Annotated in this window: 17 protein-coding genes and 1 pseudogene; all 18 read left to right on the top strand. The window is 33.9% G+C overall.

Annotated elements, in window-relative coordinates; genetic code table 11:
• The first annotated feature begins 124 nt into the window (after positions 1 to 124).
• The 18 genes and pseudogenes from ACKF5P_RS05575 (at position 125) to recJ (ending at position 21,405) form a co-directional block, all read left to right on the top strand.
• Complete coding sequence (locus ACKF5P_RS05575) at positions 125 to 2,749, top strand: RHS repeat domain-containing protein (RefSeq protein ID WP_408956503.1); 2,625 nt, start codon at positions 125 to 127, stop codon at positions 2,747 to 2,749.
• A complete protein-coding gene (locus ACKF5P_RS05570) occupies positions 2,749 to 2,916 on the top strand; it encodes a hypothetical protein (RefSeq protein WP_408956502.1) in 168 nt (55 codons plus the stop codon). Before ACKF5P_RS05575 ends, ACKF5P_RS05570 begins: the two co-directional genes overlap by 1 nt.
• A gap of 54 nt (positions 2,917 to 2,970) precedes the next feature.
• On the top strand, positions 2,971 to 3,510 hold the full coding sequence (locus ACKF5P_RS05565; RefSeq protein WP_408956501.1) for a hypothetical protein: 540 nt from the start codon (positions 2,971 to 2,973) through the stop codon (positions 3,508 to 3,510).
• Between the two features lie 29 nt (positions 3,511 to 3,539).
• Positions 3,540 to 5,666 (top strand): RHS repeat-associated core domain-containing protein, encoded by a 2,127-nt coding sequence (locus ACKF5P_RS05560; protein ID WP_408956500.1) that lies wholly within the window; start codon positions 3,540 to 3,542, stop codon positions 5,664 to 5,666.
• A 36-nt stretch (positions 5,667 to 5,702) separates the two neighbouring features.
• Positions 5,703 to 5,987, top strand: a complete 285-nt coding sequence (locus ACKF5P_RS05555; protein WP_408956499.1) for a hypothetical protein — start codon at positions 5,703 to 5,705, stop codon at positions 5,985 to 5,987.
• A 202-nt stretch (positions 5,988 to 6,189) separates the two neighbouring features.
• Entirely contained in the window at positions 6,190 to 7,059 is an 870-nt protein-coding gene (locus tag ACKF5P_RS05550; protein ID WP_408956498.1) for an RHS repeat domain-containing protein, read from the top strand.
• A 125-nt stretch (positions 7,060 to 7,184) separates the two neighbouring features.
• Positions 7,185 to 7,448 (top strand): hypothetical protein, encoded by a 264-nt coding sequence (locus ACKF5P_RS05545; RefSeq protein WP_408956497.1) that lies wholly within the window; start codon positions 7,185 to 7,187, stop codon positions 7,446 to 7,448.
• 242 nt (positions 7,449 to 7,690) lie between these two features.
• On the top strand, positions 7,691 to 9,442 hold the full coding sequence (locus tag ACKF5P_RS05540) for an RHS repeat domain-containing protein (RefSeq protein ID WP_408956496.1): 1,752 nt from the start codon (positions 7,691 to 7,693) through the stop codon (positions 9,440 to 9,442).
• A gap of 92 nt (positions 9,443 to 9,534) precedes the next feature.
• The gene (locus ACKF5P_RS05535) at positions 9,535 to 10,209 is read left to right on the top strand and encodes a hypothetical protein (protein WP_408956495.1); all 675 of its coding nucleotides are present in this window, start codon (positions 9,535 to 9,537) and stop codon (positions 10,207 to 10,209) included.
• Between the two features lie 180 nt (positions 10,210 to 10,389).
• Positions 10,390 to 11,136 (top strand): annotated as a pseudogene (locus ACKF5P_RS05530) (RHS repeat-associated core domain-containing protein); the annotation flags it as partial.
• An 89-nt stretch (positions 11,137 to 11,225) separates the two neighbouring features.
• Complete coding sequence (locus ACKF5P_RS05525; protein WP_408956494.1) at positions 11,226 to 12,245, top strand: tetratricopeptide repeat protein; 1,020 nt, start codon at positions 11,226 to 11,228, stop codon at positions 12,243 to 12,245.
• Positions 12,246 to 12,412: 167 nt separating this feature from the next.
• On the top strand, positions 12,413 to 12,847 hold the full coding sequence (locus ACKF5P_RS05520) for an RHS repeat domain-containing protein (protein ID WP_408956627.1): 435 nt from the start codon (positions 12,413 to 12,415) through the stop codon (positions 12,845 to 12,847).
• Positions 12,848 to 12,888: 41 nt separating this feature from the next.
• The gene (locus ACKF5P_RS05515; protein WP_408956493.1) at positions 12,889 to 13,389 is read left to right on the top strand and encodes a hypothetical protein; all 501 of its coding nucleotides are present in this window, start codon (positions 12,889 to 12,891) and stop codon (positions 13,387 to 13,389) included.
• An 18-nt stretch (positions 13,390 to 13,407) separates the two neighbouring features.
• The gene (locus ACKF5P_RS05510; protein WP_408956492.1) at positions 13,408 to 13,560 is read left to right on the top strand and encodes a hypothetical protein; all 153 of its coding nucleotides are present in this window, start codon (positions 13,408 to 13,410) and stop codon (positions 13,558 to 13,560) included.
• A 268-nt stretch (positions 13,561 to 13,828) separates the two neighbouring features.
• Positions 13,829 to 15,796 carry a hypothetical protein gene (locus ACKF5P_RS05505; protein ID WP_408956491.1) on the top strand — a complete coding sequence of 656 codons (1,968 nt, stop codon included), beginning with the start codon at positions 13,829 to 13,831 and terminating at the stop codon, positions 15,794 to 15,796.
• Between the two features lie 102 nt (positions 15,797 to 15,898).
• A complete protein-coding gene (locus ACKF5P_RS05500) occupies positions 15,899 to 18,142 on the top strand; it encodes an ATP-dependent helicase (RefSeq protein WP_408956490.1) in 2,244 nt (747 codons plus the stop codon).
• Entirely contained in the window at positions 18,132 to 18,941 is an 810-nt protein-coding gene (locus tag ACKF5P_RS05495; RefSeq protein WP_408956489.1) for a PD-(D/E)XK nuclease family protein, read from the top strand. The genes ACKF5P_RS05500 and ACKF5P_RS05495 overlap by 11 nt, the downstream gene beginning before the upstream one ends.
• Positions 18,942 to 19,107: 166 nt before the next feature.
• Complete coding sequence (recJ, locus tag ACKF5P_RS05490) at positions 19,108 to 21,405, top strand: single-stranded-DNA-specific exonuclease RecJ (protein ID WP_408956488.1); 2,298 nt, start codon at positions 19,108 to 19,110, stop codon at positions 21,403 to 21,405.
• Positions 21,406 to 21,419 lie beyond the last annotated feature (14 nt).

Below are 21,419 nucleotides of genomic sequence, written 5' to 3'. Positions count from 1 at the left end.
GATAGTATAAAATTGGAAAACTTTTAAAGATATCGCTGTATCTTTACTAATTAATTTCTAACAAACTTACTGGTGTAAGTAACCAGATCGGCTTTATTCAATTAAGTTATGTAACAAGTATGGATTGGAACTTCTAAAAAATGGTATCAACAAAAAAAGAACTATCTTTCATGGGGTAGGAAATGATACAAGTCAAAATCAAGTAACTGAGAAAATATATAATGGTTTAGGTTGGTTAATTGAAGAGAGAGTAAAGGTTAATCAAGAGTTGAAATGGGAGAGTGACTTTACAGGAGAGAATAAGACTTATCATGAATATGATTCATTAGGAAGAAGAACTAGAGTTGATCATCCAGATGGAACAAATGTTCAAATCGATTATTCGTATCAGATAATTAAGCAGAATGGGATTAAGTATTTCATCTTAGCAAAAACGATAACTAATGAAGAAGGAGCTAGAAGTAGACATTATCTTGATCCTGATGGTAGGGCATTAAGGAGTATCCGCTATCAGCGAGATGAGGATGGAGTATTTGAGCCTTATGAAGTAGCAGAATTTGAATATGATAACCTTGGCAATTTAACTAGGATTACTAGTCTAACAGATCAGATATTCAATTATAAATATAACGAACGAGGTGATATTTTAAAGATTGAGTATCCTGATGATACTAGAGAAGAATTTATTTATGATAATGTAGGAAATTTAATAGAAAAAGTAAGCAAAAATGGTGAAGTGGTCGAATTAAAGCATGATAACTTACATAGGTTGATTAAGATGGAGTACTCTACAGATAAAGATGCTGATTATCTGATTGATACAGATCAAGATAAGATTATTTATAATTATGATGAAGATGTAGTTAATGGCTTGGGTAATCAGACTAGCATCATCGATGATGGGGACAAAGTAGAATATAGTTATGATAAGTTTAATAGGGTTAATAAGGTAAGTAGGACTTTAGAAGAGGCTGGGGAAACTTGGACAAGCGAATATGATTATAATAGTCAAGGTTTATTAGAGTCAATAGTCTATCCTTCAGAAAGGGTAGTCAATTATGATTACGACTTACGGGGTTTGCGAACAGGGATAGAATTGGAATATGAAGGTGGTAATAAAGAGATTGCTAGTTATCGGTATAATGAAAATGGAGCAGTAGAAGAGATTATTTATGGTAATGAAGTCATTCAGTCAGAGTTTGGCTATGATAGTAGGCAGCGTTTAGAGTTTATAGAAGCAACTAATGATGAAGAACTATTATTCAGTAAAGATTATGAATATGATAGAATTGGTAATCGAAGTAAGACAGTAGGGACTTTTGGAGAAGAGCCAGGTTATCTATATGATGATTTAGATAGATTGACTGAAGTCGATTATCCAGGTAATAAGAAGAGTTATTTTGAGTACGATCCAATCGGTAATCGAAAAGAGTTGATTTATCGGCATGATACATCCTCAGAAAATCAATATCATTATGAGTATGATTATAACCAAGATAATAATCAACTGCTTAATTATCAGCTTAGTCCTTACTCTTATTACGAATATGACTATAATGATAATGGTAGTGTCTTAAGTAAAGAGTTGATAAGAGGGAATGAAGTTATAGAAGAGACAAGCTATAAGTATGACTTACGAAATCAATTAAGAGAGATTGAGATTAGCAACAAACTAACTGGTGCAAGTAATCAAGTCAACTTTGCTTACAATAACAAAGGCTGGCGAGTGATGAAGGATACTGGTTTGGAGAAGACTTATTACTTATATGGAAAAGGCCAACAAGTCTTAGAAGAAAGAAATGAAGCTGATGATATTCAGTTATTTATCTATGGTAATCAAGGTAGACTGGCTGTGTTGGATGAGGATAATCAGTTAAGGTATGTGGTTAATGATATTTTGGGTAGTACATCGGTAGTTACAGATGAAGAAGGTAGTGAGTTAGTACGCTATAAATATGCCCCTTTTGGCAATTTGATTAGAAGTGAAGGGGAAATTAATGATAGTTATCGTTTTACAGGTAAAGAGTTTGATGGGACGACTGGTCTTTATTATTATGGAGCTAGATTTTATGATCCAGAATTGGGGAGATTTATTACTGAAGATCCTGCTCAAGATGGATGGAATTGGTTTGTTTATACTGCTAATAATCCTTTAAAGTATGTTGATCCTGATGGGTTAGCTTATTTATTGAGAAGTGGTGATTTTTATTCTTATAGAGCTGATACTAGAACTGACAGACTTGTAAGAGCAGCTTATGGTTTTATTCCAGCAGGTGGATTTTTATATGATGGTTTAAATAGTTTACTTGGTGCTTATGATTTAAATCAAAGTTCATTGCAAAAATTATCTACAAATTCTATGGATTTGGGGATAGATATTATTGGAAGTGAACAATTTAGAAGTTTTTTTAGTCAATCAAGTTATTTAACTAATTTGAGTATAATATCTAATGTAGCTGGATCAGGATTAACTTTTTATTCTTTTTATAAGGAATCAATTACTGATACTAAAGAAGTTGAATTAGCAATTCAACGTTTTGGTTTGGTAAGAGGTTACAATAAAGAGAAACTTATTGCTTTAACACCATTGGTAGAAACTCAAATGCAACATTTATTAGATACAGGTCAAGTTAGGATAGATGTTGATTATTGGGATAGTTTTAAAGGGTGGAGTTATAATAGAAATGCTCTGAATGAGCTTAGACAATTTATTGATGAATTTAAACTTGAATGGGAGGAAAACTACTAATGATTGATATGTTGATACCTTTGGTTTTGTTATTAATAATAATGAATGTAGGTATTATAGCACGTGGAGCGTGGAGTGGAACACCTAAGCGATATATGATTATGCTGATTATTTTTAGTAATATAATATTTGTGGTTGGATTTATATATTATTGGATTTCAGGATGATTAAGGCTAATTCAATTATAATTGTTTTTTAGCAAAAAGGAGGCTAGAAAGAGCATGCATGTTATAAAAAATAGATATTTAGTTTTATTACTAGTATCTTTAATGATAATCAACCCCTTACTCACCACAGCAGCATTGGCCAGTTTCAAGCCAGCTGTAGGTGAGACAGGGGGATTGCCAGGAGAAAAGATTGCTGTCAGTTCTTTTGATGGTAGATTGCATCTTTGGAATTTAGATCGGACTAATGTTAGAAATTTTCCTAAAGAGTTAAAGGGGTATGTAACTACTTCACCAACGATGGTGAATGTTAATAATGACCGACATGGCTTTAAAGAGATAGCTGTTATTACTAAGGATGATAATGATTATTATCTCAATATTTTAAGAAATAGTGGTAGTCAAGTTTCAAGAGAGTTTCCTTTAGCTTTAGACTTTATACCTACAGCTTCGCCAGTTGGTTTTGATTATGATGATAGTGGAAGGGTAGATTTAATCATTGGTGGAGAAGATGGCAACCTGTATTTATGGAATGATATGGAAGAGGAAACAGCCAACGAGAAGTTAATTATCACTACGATGAAATTAATCGTTTAAGTAGGGTAGAATTTCCTGACGGTGGAGATGTGAAATATGAATACGATCAACTACATCGAATAGTAGAAAAGGTTAATGCTAATGATACAGGAACAAGTTATAATTATACTCCTCGTGGCCAAGTAGAAAGTATAGTCCATTGGGATAAGCATAGAAATAAGACGATTGACTCTTATGCTTATGTTTATAATACCAAAGGCCAACAGACCCTTAAAGCTAATAATGATGGTGAGTTAAGAGCATATCAGTACGATAAGATAGGCAGAGTAGAAAATGTCTACTATCCTTTTAATGATAAGAAGAAGGCAGAGGATTTAAAAGAGAGAAAACACTTTGGCTTAGAGAATGAAATTAAAGATCCAGCAGAGATAGAACTTGATTTTTATCATAATATGACTTGGGATGAAGAGTCTAAATTAAAAGAACAATTACAGAGTACTTTAGAAACAGAAGAAGTAGAAGGAATGCCACAAGTGATGGAAAGTAATCAAGATTTAATTTTATCACAAGCAGAAAATGCTACATCATTTGTAGATGATTTAAATCTTGATTATGAAGATAGAAATGAGATAAAAGATTTACAACAAGAGATCGGTGGTGCAAACTTAAATCTATCAAATCAAGGTTTCTGGCGAGAAAAATTTGAATATGACCCAAGTGGTAATGTAGTCAGTAAGCAAAATGGCTGGGGCCAAATTAATTACGAATATAATGAGAATAACCAACTTACTCAAGCTGGAAATAGAAGCTATCAATATGATAAGAATGGTAATTTAATCAGAGAGGATTTAGATGGTCTTTATGCCCAGTATGAGTATAATTATGAAAACAGACTGACTAGTGTTAAAAATAATAGAGTTCCTCATTTCCACGGTGGAGGTACACCATTCTTTGGAGAGATTGAATACCAGTATGATGCCTTAAATCGAAAGGTAACCAAAGATATAGAGGCCTTTTCAGGTATCAAAAAGGAAGTAGAGCATTATATCTATGATGGCTTAGGGGTAGATATCTTAGCAGAGTATAGACTAGAAGCAATTAGAGATGATCACCCTGGCCAAGGCCAAAAGACAGGAAATCCTTTTGTAACAGGTAGATTACAAAGAATTAATGAGTATTACTACGGCAATGGCAGTTTAGTAGCAATGCATAATAATGAACGACCAGACCAAGGTAATGCTTGGGGTAGAAATAGAAGAGAGCCACTTAGAGATGTTTACTTTTATCATCAGGATAGATTGAATTCAGTTAGAAAGACAACAGGAAGAAATGGTGAGGTTGTAGAAAGATATAATTATGATGCCTATGGATATCCTTACCAAGGAAGATTTGAACAAAATCACAGAAGGAGTAATCCTTTTGGATTTACTGGTAAGAGACATGAGGTAGAGTTAGGAGTTCATTCTTTTGCTTATCGGCATTATAATCCAAGGAGTATGAGATGGTTGACTGTTGATCCGATTCAAGATGGGTTAAATTGGTATCAGTATGTTGGTGGAGATCCAGTTAATTATGTTGATCCGTTGGGGTTACAGTTACTTAAAGCTGGGGAAATAAGAGAAGCAGCAGGTATGTCAACAGGCGATACAGATTCTGCTGTTTGTGGAACAGATGAAAGTGATGTTACAAGTAATATAAGTCAAAAATATTCTCATACAATGCTTGGAACAGATCTTAATCCCGAAAATCCAGATGACCTTGTCTGGGCCAATGTAGGAAGAGGTGAGGTTGAATTATATGACTTGGGAGTACGAGCAGAAGTAGGAGGTATTAACACAGGTTTTAATGTAATTAATTGGGATGACCCTGATAGGTCTTGGGGATTTACTTTTGGCTTAGATACCCAGACTGTAGTTGCTCAAACTGGTCTTGGATTAGATTTAACTAAAGGAGAAAATGTTGACGGTTTTAATATTTCAGGTGGTGCTCATGCAACAACATTTGCTGGAGGTATGAATGCTAAACTTAGAATTTTTAATGATATAAATATAAAAGCTGAATTATATGGGTCAGCTTTAGGAGCAGGTGGATACATGGATGGAGGTTTAAATTATACCGATAGTGATGGAACACATCATTATTTTAAAGGAGAGGGTATAATAGAAAAGATTTTAGGTGTAAGAGTTAATCTTAATGTTTATCAAGAAAATAAATAAAATCATTTCTAATAAATATAAAAAAGGGGAGCAAAGATGAAGAAGAAAATAAATCTATTATTAAAAATATTAAAATTCAAGAAATTTATGAAGCCGTTTTTATTTATGTTCGGTTTTGGTATTTTACTAGTTGGATTCACTTCATTATCGTCAATTAGAACATTTAGTGAATTTCTGGAATTTGTATGGGGATATTTTTTAATGATAATAGGAGCTTTAATAGGTTTGAAGTTTTTTGAATTAATTGCTATCTTGGCTGGGGCTAATAAAATATACAATAGTATTTTTGAGGAAAAGAATGAAAAGTCTAGTAATGATTAAGAATAAATAAATTCAATTAGAAGTTAAATTAAAAGTTTAATTTTAAAGAAATGATCTTAAATTAAGTTAAATTGAGGTCATTTCTTTTTATTTTAAATAGAAGTATTGTTTACGAGAGAGAATTATTGTTTGAAATTTGAAGGTTGTTCTAGCTAAGATTAAAAGGAATATAGTTTATTTCTAATATTTAGTTTTGCTGTTAATGAAGCACTTTCATAGACCAAATCAAGGTAATGCCTGGGGTAGAAATAGAAGAGAGCCACTTAGAGATGTTTACTTTTATCATCAGGATAGATTGAATTCAGTTAGAAAGACAACAGGAAGAAATGGTGAGGTTGTAGAAAGATATAATTATGATGCCTATGGATATCCTTACCAAGGAAGATTTGAACAAAATCACAGAAGGAGTAATCCTTTTGGATTTACTGGTAAGAGACATGAGGTAGAGTTAGGAGTTCATTCTTTTGCTTATCGGCATTATAATCCAAGAAGCATGAGATGGCTGACAGTAGATCCGATTCAGGATGGTTTGAATTGGTATCAGTATGTAGGTGGCGATCCTGTTAATTATGTTGATCCTTTAGGGTTATTTAATGTGCGAGTAGGTGAATCGTTAATTGAACACGGATTAAGAGAAAAACGTAAAGGAAATAAAATAAAGATAGGTTCTTTTGAAGCAAGTGCTTTCAATTTCAAGAAAAAAGAAAGAGGATCAGGATATGAAGGGGAGTTAGTTAAATTAAAATATACTTCTAATAAAGAAGTTGGATATTCGATTGTATCATTGGTTGGTTTTGAAACTTCAAAACCAACTGGTAGAGAGATGGATATTAGCATAGGTGGAAAAGCATACTTTGTTGAACAAACTATTGGTATTAAAACTTTTGAAGATGAGAAAGAAGAAATTTATGCAGAAGCTATTGGTTATATAGGTGTAGGCGGTACTGTTAGTTTTGATTCAGTAGGAAATATTAAAGTTTCCTATGCTAAAGGAGTTGGTGGAGGATTTGGAAGAAAGGTTATTGATAAACCGAAAAATAATTATGAAGATGAAGAATGTGAAGAAGGGTGAGACTAAAATATATATAATAATTTTTCAAATAATTAAAAAAAGATTAAAACTTTTTATATAATTAAAATCACTCCCCTCTTTGAGATTTAATATAGAGGGGATGAAATTTTCTTTGGAGGTAAAAAATGAAAAGAATATCGATATTAATAATTTTATTTATGGTAATATCAAGTTCATTTGTTCAAGCAGAAGAGATTAATGGAAGTAGTATGAGTTTATTTGATTATTTATATTTAATTGGTTTTTTTGTTAATATTCCATTTGTTATTCATGCTCAAACATCTTCATTAAAAAAAAGAGAACAATTTTTATGGACATTAATATTATTTTCTTTTAGTATTTTAGGGTTAATATTATATTATTTTAAGATAATTAGAAAGAGGAATTAATTAAGAAGGAAAAATTAATTTATCAAAATAAGATAATAAAAGTGGTGGAAAAGAATTGAATGTAATAATGAAACCGATGATTTATATGATGATGTGGGAAGGATAGAAAATGTCTATTATCCTTTTAATGACAAAAAGTTAATGACAAAAAGAAGGCAGAGAATTTAAAGGAGAGAAGGCATTATGGTTTAGAAGAAGGAGTAAAAGATCCGACAAGAATAGTATTTGATTTTTATCATACTATGACTTGGGAAGAAGAATCTATATTAAAAGAGCAAGTACAGGATGTTTTAGGTTCTTCTAGTCAAGGAGATGATGAACTGATATTATCTCAGGATGAGGGTGACCTACCTTTCTTAGGAAATTTAAGTTTTGATTATCAAGAAAGAAATCAAATAGAAGATTTATACCAAGAGATTAGTGATGGTGGAGGGAGATCTAATTTAAGAAATCAAGGTTTCTGGCGAGAAAAATTTGAATATGACCCAAGTGGTAATGTAGTCAGTAAGCAAAATGGCTGGGGCCAAATTAATTACGAATATAATGAAAGTAATCAACTTACTCAAGCTGGAAATAGAAGCTATCAATATGATAAGAATGGGAATTTAATCAGAGAGGATTTAGATGGTCTTTATGCCCAGTATGAGTATAATTATGAAAACAGACTGACTAGTGTTAAAAATAATAGAGTTCCTCATTTCCACGGTGGAGGTACACCATTCTTTGGAGAGATTGAATACCAGTATGATGCCTTAAATCGAAAGGTAACCAAAGATATAGAGGCCTTTTCAGGTATCAAAAAGGAAGTAGAGCATTATATCTATGATGGCTTAGGGGTAGATATCTTAGCAGAGTATAGACTAGAAGCAATTAGAGATGATCACCCTGGCCAAGGCCAAAAGACAGGAAATCCTTTTGTAACAGGTAGATTACAAAGAATTAATGAGTATTACTACGGCAATGGCAGTTTAGTAGCAATGCATAATAATGAACGACCAGATCAAGGTAATGCTTGGGGTAGAAATAGAAGAGAGCCACTTAGAGATGTTTACTTTTATCATCAGGATAGATTGAATTCAGTTAGAAAGACAACAGGAAGAAATGGTGAGGTTGTAGAAAGATATAATTATGATGCCTATGGATATCCTTACCAAGGAAGATTTGAACAAAATCATAGAAGGAGTAATCCTTTTGGATTTACTGGTAAGAGACATGAGGTAGAGCTTGGAATTCACTCCTTTGCTTATCGCCATTATAATCCACGTTCAATGCGTTGGTTGACAGTTGATCCGATTCAGGATGGATTAAACTGGTATCAGTATGTAGGTGGCGATCCGGTTAATTATGTGGATCCGTTAGGATTACAGTTACTTAAAGCTGGGGAAATAAGAGAAGCAGCAGGTATGTTAGATAATACAGATTCTACTGCTTGTGGAGAAGATGAAAGTGAAGTTATAAGTAGTATAAGCCAATACGATCCAACCCAAGATGGGATAAGTGGTCCTGTTTCGAATGTTTTAACAGTTAAAGATATTGGAGAAAAAATGAGAACAGGTGATTTTAGTGATGGGAATATTATGAGCGGTATGAAAAGTTCAGCACAATTAGGAGCTGCTTTAGAAGTTGCCGATTATGCAGTTAGAGGTAAGGATTGGGAGAGTCCAGAATTTATTGCAGATGTTACTTATAGTGCGGTTAGATCAGGAGTTAGTGGTCTAGTTGTGGGTGGTTCAACGGTAGCGGGCACTGTGGCAAAGCAGCCTCATTTTGGTGTTTTAGGTGGATTATTCATAGATAGAAGAATTACAAATTTTGAAGAAAGGTATGAAACAAAAGAAAGATTTAGAAATTTAGTAGTAAATATATCTGATGGTGGTAGTCATGGAGGACAGACTTCTATTAAGCCAAATCCATATCTAGGTGGTAATAGGAAGCCAAGTGGCAAATATGGAAAAGCAGGATCTGGATATGCCCAATATTATTCATCTAACTAATGAAAGTGAGAAAATATTTAACATCTAATCTTTATTAAAATAAAATTTGTAACCTCATCTTTAAAGATGAGGTTATTTTAAGGGGGATTATAGTGAAATTAAATAAAGAAGAAATAGGTTTAATTTTTAAATTAATCTTTTGGCCGTTAGTTTTAATGTTTTTAGTAATGTTATTACTTACCATAGGGATATATTTTCAAGAGAAATCTAACATATTTAATCTAACAATTTTATTAGTTCAGCTGATTATTATTGTTATGACAATAGTCAATAAAACTAAAGCATTTTGGTATATATTTAATCAGTTATCCTTATTTTTAGGGATAAGTATTATACTTGTAATTTCTGCTTATGTTTATGGCCAGAGTCTAAGTTTGATTATTTTAGGTAGTACTATAAGTATTTTATTAGGTTATATAAATATTAAAAAGAAGAAAAAAATATTTATAGAGAGAGGAGTAGAAAGGAAAAAGATAGATTTAGAAAATAGAAAGATAAATATAATTCCTATGGCTTGGCCTAATCTCTCCACTTCAAAAATTAAAGAAAAGATAGATGAACTTCTTATTCCTATTGGAGTTCCTTTGGCTGTTGTAATACAAAGAAGTAGGATATTAATGCCTCATGGAGATTGGTTAAGTACAATAGCAGGATGGATGGCTTTATTTGCAGCAGGTTCTTTTTTATGGAAGATTAAGTGGATATTAGATTGGCAGAAGGAATGTGATTGTATTATAAGGACAGATTATGAAGAACATATTTATTAAAGTATAGGGCTATTCACTTGCAGTGGATAGTCTTTTATTTAGATAACTATTTATAGATTGAATTCAGTTAGAAAGACAACAGGAAGAAATGGTGAGGTTGTAGAAAGGTATAATTATGATGACTATGGATATCCTTACCAAGGAAGATTTGAATAAAATCATAGAAGGAGTAATCCTTTTGGATTTACTGGTAAAAGGCATGAAGTAGAGTTAGGATTACATTCTTTTGCCTATCGACATTATAATCCACGCTCAATGAGATGGTTAACAGTTGACCCGATTCAAGATGGATTAAATTGGTATCAGTATGTAGGTGGAGATCCGATTAATTATATTGATCCTTTAGGGTTATTAAGAATTGGAGGAACAGGAGCTCGTGAGTTATTAAATGAAAGTGGAAAAATAAATGAAGAAGATACTGTAGATGTAGCAGAAGTTATGGTTGATAGAGCTCGAGGAGCTGCAAAGTCAGTAGCTATAGGTACAGGTGTCAAAACAATACTTGATTCTGGTATGAATTTAAAGAAGTATAAACCAACTATAATGGGTACACGCAAAGCATTTCAAAAGACAGTTAGAGATAATTTGAATCTGATAACTGTAGGAAAATCGTATATACAAGCTTTAGGTCCAGCTACATCAACAGTAGTAGATAATATGGGAGTTGTTGCTAATAAATTAGGAGGTGGAATAGCAACTAGTACTGTAGGAACAATAGGTATAGCAACTGTATCTATGGTTGTTGGTAAGCCTGGGACAGCACAAACTCCTATGTTGCTAGAAGAAACGATAGAAATTATGGATTCTGTTAATTCTATAGAAGATTTAGTGAGAGAAGTTGAAGGATATATCCACCATCCTGAAGTAAAAGATTATATAATGAATAGTTATATTGATTTAACAGAAGACAGTAAAGAAGAAAAGTAGCAAGTGGCATGATAGAAATAAACAAAGGGTAATACTGACATTACCCTTTGTTTAAATTTTTAAGGTTGTAATAAATGGAGGTTAGAAAAGTGAATGAATTTATTAATAAATTAAGATATTACTTATCTAAGTTATTAGTTTTTTTAGGGATGTTAAATATAGCAGAAAAGATAGCAATCGATATTGATAATCCAGACTTAAAAACTGAAAAATTATTAGTTGACATTAATTTTAAATTAGACAAAGAAGATAAAACTATAAAGCATTTAGATAAAGCAATAGAATTAGCTCCATCTGAAGAAGAAAGATTAATTTTAGTATTTAATAAGGCAAACATTTTAGGTGAATTAAAAAGATATAATGACGCTTTAGAAATTTTAAAAAATGAAGATCAAAATGATGAATTAGTTTTATTTATGGTTGCAAGTATTAATTTACGAGCTGCTAATTTTAAACTTGCTAAAAAATATTTAAAAAAGATTTTAAATATAAATCCCAAAAGTGAAGAAGCATTATTCAGTTTAGGAATTGTAAATTATAAGCTGGGTAATTACAATGAGGCTTTAAAAAATCTTAATAAAGCTTTAGATTTTGGATATGATGAAAAGGAGACTTTAAGTGGTATAATTTCTGTATATTTAGAATTGGATGATTTGACTGAGGCTAAAAAATTATTAAAAAAATTAAAGAAAAAATATGGCAATGATAAGTTGGTTTTATTTACTGAGGCTAAGTATGAATACAAAAGTAATAATATAAAAAGAGCTTATAAAATTTTAGAAAATTTAAAACCAAGTATTAATTATGAGGATTTAGGTGGAGATACATTTTATGAGTTATATAATGAAGTAAAAGAAGTGATGGTTAAAAAAGGTTTATTGGATCAAATTGATGAGTCTGACGATTCTAAGGAAAAATTTAATTTAGTAAAAAGATTAATGACTTTTACTTTACCAGTTGTTTTAATATTACATCTTCTTGGTAGATTTTCATTGTCAAAATTTGATTCTGAAACTAATTTGGTAATATGGTTAATAATAGCTATTATTTGGTTCTCTATCAAATATATTAAAAGATTTGGGAAAGATAATAATTTAGATAAAAAGTAAAACTTCAAAATAGAAAAAGAGGGATAGGTTTTACTATAATAGAATTATTTGCTAGTAGTTGGAGCTATATTAGGAAAACACATTTTAAAGGAGAGTTATTTGAAAAGTTGGTTAATTATTTTATTATAATAACTAAAAATTTAGTTCCTGTCTAATATTAGGCAGGAATTTTTAAATTAAAAATAAAAGGAAAGAATGATAAAATTGTAGAAAACTATAATTATGATGTTTATGGTAATCCTTACGAAGGTAGATTTCAGCAGAATTCAAGAAGGAGTAATCCTTTTGGCTTTACTGGGAAACGGCATGAAGTGGAGTTAGGGTTACATTCTTTTGCTTATCGCTATTATAATCCAAGGAGTATGAGATGGCTGACAGTTGATCCGATTCAGGATGGGTTGAATTGGTATCAGTATGTAGGTGGCGATCCAGTTAATTATGTTGATCCGTTGGGGTTACAGTTACTTAAAGCTGGGGAAATAAGAGAAGCAGCAGGTATGTCAACAGGCGATACAGATTCTCTGTTTGTGGAACAGATGAAAGTGATTTTAATGAACCACAAATTAATATTACAGCCAATGGTGAAGAATATAATCAATTAAATCATATCCTACCTGATTGGACTAAAAGTAGCATAGAAGGTATGAGAATAAAGGAAGATGGCTATTCAATTTATAGTCCTAGACTTAGTAGTTTAGAATTTGATGCAGTCGGGATAGGAGGACCTGGAGAAAAATTCAATGCTATTTTACCTGGAGCTATAACATATAATGCTAGATTTGGAGCAGATGTTAAATTTTATGAAGATAGAACTGATATAAAAGTTTGGGATCATATAGATATAAAAAGTCCTAATGTTGAGATGCTAAGAAAGATAAATTTATATGTACAAGATAAATATGGATTAGAAATGTTATATAGATCTGAAAGATTACATGAAGGTACTATTAAAAGTGGACCAGCTTCGGTATTTAATGATGGTTACTCTACTAATCCATTAGCTGATCCAGATGATAGAGTTATATTTGAAGTTCCAGAAGGATTAAAACCGACTAGACTTGAGCTAGAGCATAATATTTATTGGAGTGATGCTATGTTCTTACCAACTAGAAGAAATAGATTTAATATGTGTTTTCCATATTAAGGAGGAATAGAAATAGCGATGATTAAAAATAAAAAGTTGTTATTACTTATAGGAGCATGTTTAGTTTTATTAATTAGTGTTGCTTATTTAAGTTTTAAGAATTATCAAGAAACTCAGGTGTTAGATGTGAATGGGGAAGATATATATGATGAGTTATTGTTGAAGAATTAAAAAAGTAATGATTATTATCAGTTATCACTATTAATACAACCGCCTTGAAAGAATAGAGTATCCATGGAATATGATAAATTTGAACAAAAAGAAATAGTTTGTTGTAAACTAGTCACTTATGACCAAAATCAATAAAACAAAACAAATCTATTTCAATCAAGAAAATAGTAGGAATTATTATAAGAAATCTAGAAGTGGGATAGTATGTATTAATCATTAAGAATTAGCAAATAATAAAAAATATTATTAAGATAAATGGGGGTTAGTTATGGAAACGATCTATGTCGGGCCAACAGGCTCTGGTAAGACGACAAAGTTATATCAGAAATATAAAGAAATTGCTCAACAGGCTAGTACTGATGACTGTCTTGTTTTGCTCAATGATGCGACCAGTGTTAGAGATTGGCGTAGAAAGATCGATTTAGAATCTATTGGTTCATTACATATTTATAGTTATTTTAGTTTTTTACAACAAGAGCTCAAAAGATATTGGGATCTGATTGAAGAAGAGTTAGTAGGGGGGCGTAAGGTTTTAGAGCCACTATTTATGACTGTTGAACCAGCTCATTATTTAATGAGTAAGTTAGTAGAAAAAGAGCGGGAAAAGGGCTACTTTATAGATGTTAAATCCACTATGCAACAGATTGCAGTACAGTTGATTGATAATCTAAATCATGCTGCTTTAAATGGTCTATCACTGACTGAGGCTAAAGATCGACTCTTGATTTCAGCAGGCGGTGATCAGGATAAGGAAGAGGCTTATCAAGTGGCATTGAAAGTGATGAAGGGCTTTCGGCGATTATGTTTAGAACGGCGTTGTCTCGATTACTCTTTATTGGTAGAGCTTTATAATCAGTATTTATTACCTAACAGAGAATACTATCAAAGCTTAGTTGAACGTTATAATTATGTAATTGTTGATGATCTAGAGCGGATGACACCTGCTGGTCAGGAATTGGTTATGAAGTTAATGGAGGTAGTTGATGATAGTTATTTAGCCTTTAATCCTGAGACTAGTTTGGGTAAATTCTTTGGTTCGGCACCAGAATTGGCTAGAGAGAGGTTTGTGGATAACTGTGAGCAAGTAGAGTTAGAAGGGTCTTATACTGCTTCTGAAAATGCAAGAGAGTTGGCCCGGCAGTTAGCTGAGGGAATTTCAGCTGATGGAGAGATAGACTCAACTGGTTTTATTCAGCAACAGATTCGAACTGAACTACGGGGGGATATGATAGCAGAGGTTGCTTGTGAGGTAATTGAATTACTTCAAGCTGGTGTTGAAGCTAATCGGATTGCTCTAATTACTCCTTATCCAGACAAGGTATTAGATTTTACTCTTAGTAAATATCTTAAGCAAGAGGATTATTCATTGCTTAGCTTGACAAAAAACAGATTGTTGCTTGATAATCCTTTTGCTCAAGCCTTAGTTGTTTTAACAGTCTTAACTAAGCCAGATTGGGGGTTAGATGTTAGTCAGTCTGCTTTATTTCAAACTTTAAATTTGATCTTGGAGTTTGATCCAGTACGGAGTTCATTATTAGCTGAGAAGATTAAAGAGAATGATTTAAGGTTACCTGATCTTGAGCAGAGTGGTTTACGGGCCAAACTTGGCTTCCAGAGAGCTGAGAAGTATGAAGTTTTTCGAGATTGGTTGTTTAATCAACGAAAGAATGATTTTCAATTGGAATATTTCTTTAGAGCAGCCTTTGGGAATCTATTATCTTCTTTAGTCCCTGATGAAGATGATATGTTGGCCTGTCGGCAGTTGATTAAGTCATTTGTTAAATTTAAGGAAGTAATGGCTAAGTTTAAAGATTTTGAAGAACGTGATTTAGGGGCTAGATTTATTGAGATGATCAATGAAGGAACTTTGGCAGCAGAGCTACTTTATCGACCAGAGGATCTAGAAGATCAGGTTATCGTAGCTACGCCTTATACCTTTCTCTCTTTTTCCTATCTAGAAGATGTTGATTATTTATTTTTACTTGATCTGTCTAGTGAATTATGGTTATTAGGAAGTAGTAAGGAGTTGAGTAATCCGCATCTATTATCTAAAGAAGAGGAGGAGTTAGAGTGGAATGATCTCATAGATCAGTCTTTACGGAAGGAGCAATTAGCAAATTATTTGCAGAGTATGCTCAGTAAGGTCAAGGAAGGGCTTTATATAGCTGATAGTGATTTAAATAGTAGAGGCTGGGAGCAGACAGGACAGTTAGCACAGTGGATAGAAAAAATCTAAGAGCGGATTTTTTCATAACGAAGGGTTCAAAGAACCCAGAGGGAAAATTAAGGAACAAATGCACAGAATACAATGTACAGTTGAAGACAAGGAGGGATTGTAGTGATCGACTTTAAAGATGTTGAATTACGAGCTGGAGGACAGCAGGAGGTAGGGGAATACCGTTCGGGAATGATGGCTGTACCAGCGGTACCGGGAGCAGGTAAGACCTTTACCTTAGCTTATTTAGCAGCTGATTTGATTGCAGAGGGTTACTTAGATTCAAGCAAGATCTTGATTGTAACCTATATGAATTCAGCTGTAGCTAATTTTCGTAGCCGAATTGATAAATTTTTAGAACCAAAAGGTCTGCCTAAAGGCTGGGGTTATGAGGTTAAGACACTCCATTCTTTAGCAATGGGGATCTTAAAAGAGCGGCCTGATTATCTATTAATCAATGATGAGTTTAAGGTTTTAGATGAGAATGAACAACAAAGAATTATTGATCGTTTAGCTCAAAGGTGGCTAAGCAAGAATCGTTCCCGCTGGGAAAGAGTTATTGATCGGCCTCCTAATACTAAGTGGCATTCAATTGGAGCTGAGAATTGGCAGGAGAAGGCATTTCCTGGTTTAGTAAAGACGATGATTGGTCAGCTAAAAAGTAATGGTTTAGATAGAAGTCAGGTAAAAAAGTTGCGTAATAAATTATCAGCTCAATCTTATTTGGCTTGGGTCTGTGAAGTATATCTTGATTATGCTCAAGAGTTGGCTAGTAATGGTTTGCTTGATTTTAATGATTTAATCGTCAATGCTTGGCGTTTACTAAATGAAGATGAAATACTTCGTAACCGCTTACAGCAAAGATGGGGCTATATCTTTGAAGATGAAGCTCAAGATTCAAATCTTATTCAACAGAAGATGCTCTATTTATTGGCCGCAGATCATGGGAATTTAGTTCGAGTTGGTGACTCCAATCAATCAATCATGGGGACTTTTACCTTAGCTGAACCGGATCTATTTAGAGATTTTTGTCGACGAGATGATGTTAAGCGGGGGGCAATCTTGGCTTCAAGTAGAAGTACAGAACAGATTATAGATTTAGCAAATTATTTAGTAAGCTGGACTCGAAAGAAGCATCCAGTACCAGACTGTCAGCAGGCATTAGAGCGCCAACTAATCCAAACAGTAACAGAGGATGATCCGTATCCTAACCCTAAATTAGATGCTTATGGCATCTCTAGTAAAAAGTATGAAACTAGAGTTGAAGAGATGGAATTGACTGTTAAAAAGGCTATTAGACAGCTTGAAAGCGATCCAGATGAAACATTAGCTATCTTAGTGCCTAATGGTTATACTCAAGAGGAGTTAGTAGAGCTGTTAAAGCAAGAAGATGCTCCTTTTGTAGAAGTAGGTGGAATCAGTCAAAAGCAGGCTCGTACGATTGAGCATTTAGAAGATGCTGTCAGTTATTTGGCCCGGCCTCATCAACAAGGACAATTAGATAAATTATTAAAAAGTTTATTTCTGGAGCAATTTGCGGAGGTTGAATTGGAAGCAGTCGATTGTTTGCTTAAAGAGTATTCAGTGGCCGAAATTCTCTATCCAATTGGTGGCCAGTTAGCTCCCATAGAGTTACCAGAGGAGCTATTTAATAATAGTCAGTTATATACTGTTTTACAAGAGGCTTTAGATCAGATTCGGTATTGGTTAGAGGCCAGTTTGGAGTTGTCAGCAGATGAATTGATACTCTTTTTAGCAGAGGAGTTAGGATTAAAGGATGATACTTTAGCATTGGCCCAAGGGATTGCTCTCTATTTTAAAGATGAACTACGGGCCAATCCTGGCTGGCGGCTAGCTGATATAGTTGATCAATTATCAGTTTTGAAGCCTTCTTTTAACCGATTGGCCAAAAAACTGTATGATACTAAAGGATTTGAAGCTCAAGCTGGGGTAATAACCGTCTTAACTGCTCATAAGGCTAAAGGTTTAGAATGGGATACTGTCTTTGTAACTTCACTAGTAGCTGATGAATACCAGACTACTTTAGGTGATAGTTTTCGTGGGGAGCAGTGGTATTTAGCTAAGCAGCAATCGAATCCAGTGGCAGTTGCTAAGGCTGAATTAGATGAGAAGTTAGCCAAGACAACAACAAAAGATCCAGTCTTTAAAGCGAAGGTCGATGTGATTGGTGAGCGATTACGCTTATTATATGTTGCAATTACTAGAGCTAAAAAGAGGTTGGTTCTAAGTTCTTATCAAAAACGGAAGAATTGGAATGGAACTAAATTTAATGATATTGGGGCTAGCCAAACCTTTAAAGTTTTAGAAAAGTATATTATGAAGGAGCGAGCAGAGTATGTTGACTAATAGTTTAGATGATCTTTATTTCAGTGCTTCAGCTTTAAAGACTTATGATACTTGTAAATTGAAGTTTAAAAGGCGTTATCTTGAGGGGTTATTTTGGCCTAGTGATTGGAGTCAGGATCAAGAAGATAAGGAGATCTTCAAACTAGGTCAAGAATTTCATAGATTGGCTGAAAGGTATTATTCTCGAGGACGAATAGTTGATCCTGACAGTTTATTGTCAGAGCAGATGCAAAATTGGCTTGCTCAATTAGTTGAATTTAGACCCTATAATGATCAAGAAAGATTTTATTCAGAGCAGGAGTTACGCTTTAATGGTGCTGGAGTTAAGTTGATGGGTAAATATGATCTATTATATATTAGCAAGGAAGGTCAAGGTATTATTTATGATTGGAAGACCTATAAGCAACAGCCACGGGTTGAATATTGGCGTAATAGCCTCCAAACGGTAGTTTATAGGTACTTAATCTGTAAGGCAGGAGGTCAATATGCTCCTGGAGTAGAGTGGAATCCTGATGATATTACTCTAATTTATTGGAATCCTCGTTTTCCTAAAGATTATGAACCTCTTAATTATAGTCAATGGCAGTTTGAACGGGATGAAGCTCGGATAAAAAATCTGATAGCTGAAATTAAGGCATTAAGTCATGATCAATTCTATGCTACTGAGAATGAGAAGAGCTGTCGGTACTGTGAATATAGACCGATCTGCCATGGAGAAGAAGCTCTGCGAGTAGAGTTAGGGGAGGAAGATCTTGAACTGGAGTTGGCTTGGGATGAGATTGAGGAGATCGGGTTTTGAGTTTGATATTAAATGTAATTTTTTAGATAAAAAATAGCCAAAAAATCTTTAACAATATAAAAACTTTTATGTTGTATTAATATAAAGTGTTAATTAGTGTAGATTCGTGGTTTCTTTATTAATAAATAATCAATGTTTAATAATTAGAATAGTAAGGATGGTGCTTATGGAGTTAAAAGTTGATTATCAAGAACAAGTGGAGTTACCTGATTGGTTACTAACCGGAGTTGATGGCAATCATCTGTTGGCTAAGCTTCTTTGGCGACGAGGAATTGACAGTCAACAGCGGTTAGAAGAGTTCTTGAATCTAGAAAAATATACTCCAACAGATCCTTGGCAATTTTCTCAGATGGAGGAAGCAGTTGAGTTGGTATTGTCAGTTGTTGAAGCTAAGGGAAAGATTACTGTTTATGGTGATTATGATGTTGATGGAGTGACCTCAACGGTGATCTTAGTGACTATGCTAGAGGCGGTTGGGGCCAACGTTGATTACCATATTCCAGATAGGTTTACAGAAGGGTATGGAATGGATCAAGGAGTAATTAAGCAGTTGGCTGAAGCTGGGGTAGATTTAATTATTACCTGTGATTGTGGAATCTCTAATTATGATGAGGTAGCTTTAGCTAAAGAGCTGGGAATGAAGGTGTTAGTTACAGATCATCATGATTTACCTGATAGATTACCGAAGGCTGATCTAATATTAACACCTAAATTTTTGGCAACTGAACATCCTGCTTATAATTTACCAGGAGCTGGAATGGCTTACTTTCTAGCTCAGGCTTTATTAACAACTACTGGTCAAAAGAAGCTGGTCAAGAGGTTATTAGATCCTCTAGCGTTGGCAATAGTTGCTGATGTTGTACCATTATATGGTGAGAATAGATACTTGTTGAAGAAAGGATTGGCCTCTTTGCAGGGGACTGATTGGATTGGAATTGAGGAGTTATGTAAGGTGAGTGGAATTACTCTTGAGCAATTGACAGAGGAGGATATTGGTTTTAGAATTGGCCCGCGAATTAATGCTGTAGGACGAATGGCTTCAGCTAACTCTGCTGTAGAGTTATTGTTGGCCAAAGAATTGGCTACAGCTCAAAGATTAGCAGCTAAGTTAGATCAGATTAATCAGCAACGGAAAGAATTGAGCCAACAGATGGAGCTAGATGCAGTAGAGATGATTGAGGGTCAAAAAGAGATAGAACCATTTGTGCTTTATCAACCTGACTGGCACCAGGGAATTGTTGGGATAGGAGCTGGAAGGTTGACCGAAAAGTTTACAGTTCCCACTATATTATTATGTGATAAGCGGGATGGAGAAGGGGTTGTTACTGGTTCGGGCCGGTCTATTCCTGGGATTCATCTAAGGGATCTTTTGACAGAATGTCAAGATTTGTTGTTAAGTTTTGGTGGTCATTCTGGAGCAGCAGGTCTTTCTTTAAAGCGAGAAAATTTAGAGCAATTTTCCAATGAAATGAAGAGATTGTTGCAAGTTAAACTTGATAAATTGGGTCGTAAGCGGATAATTGAGGTTGATGCTAAACTTGATTTTAGCCAGCTTAATTTGGGCTTATACCAGAAGTTAATGAAGTTGGCCCCTTTTGGAGCAGGAAATCCTAAACCAATTTTTTATACTCCAGGTGTTGAGGTGGTCCATTCACGTGCTTTTGGAGATGGCAAGCATTTGAGGTTGGTGTTGGAAGAGCAAGGCGAGAGAAGGTCGGCAGTTTGGTGGCGGGGCCAACAAGAGAAGTTAGGAGATGAGGTTGATCTAGTATATTCGCTACAAATTAATGAATGGCAAGGAAAGAGGGAACTTCAGTTAGTTGTAGAGGAGGTATTAAAGAGCCAAGCTGAAGAGGTAACAGAAGAGTTTGATTGTGAATTTGAAGATTATCGTAATTGGCAAGAATTAGGAAGAAAGTTGCCTAAGTTAACAGAGCAGCTTTATTATTATGAAGGAGTTGAGACTTCTTCTTTTAGTCCAACGATTAATCGCTATCAGGGCCAACAGGCTAAGGTAGTTGTATTTCTTTCTTGCCCACCTAGCTTGAAGATAATGCAGGAGTTGTTATTTAAAATTAGGCCCCAGCGAGTTTTGTTAGCTTATTCTGATTTGGAGCTTAGAGCAGGTAAGCTTTTTTTGCGTCAGTTATTAGGGGTGATTAAAAAAGTGATTACTGAGCAAGGTGGACGAGTAAGAATTGAGACTTTAGCTACATTAACCGGTGAAGAAGAAGGGGCTATTTTGGTAGCTTTAAAGCATCTGCAAGCTCAAGGAATGATTGAACTTGAGTTTGTTGGCCCGGCTAATATCTTATTGAAGAAAGGAAGAAAGCAGAAAAAAAACTCGCCTTATCAGACGAGTTTAAAGAGTCGGCTTGAAGAAAGTAGAGCTTTTAGGAGATATATGTTAGACCAGAATGTGGCTGTAATTAAAAAGTTGATTATGAAGGCGGGTGATAGTTAATTATAATATTAATT

The sequence above is a fragment of the Natroniella sp. ANB-PHB2 genome (genome assembly GCF_046097105.1).
GTDB lineage: Bacteria > Bacillota > Halanaerobiia > Halobacteroidales > Halobacteroidaceae > Natroniella.
This window is presented reverse-complemented; position numbering and strand designations above follow the sequence as displayed.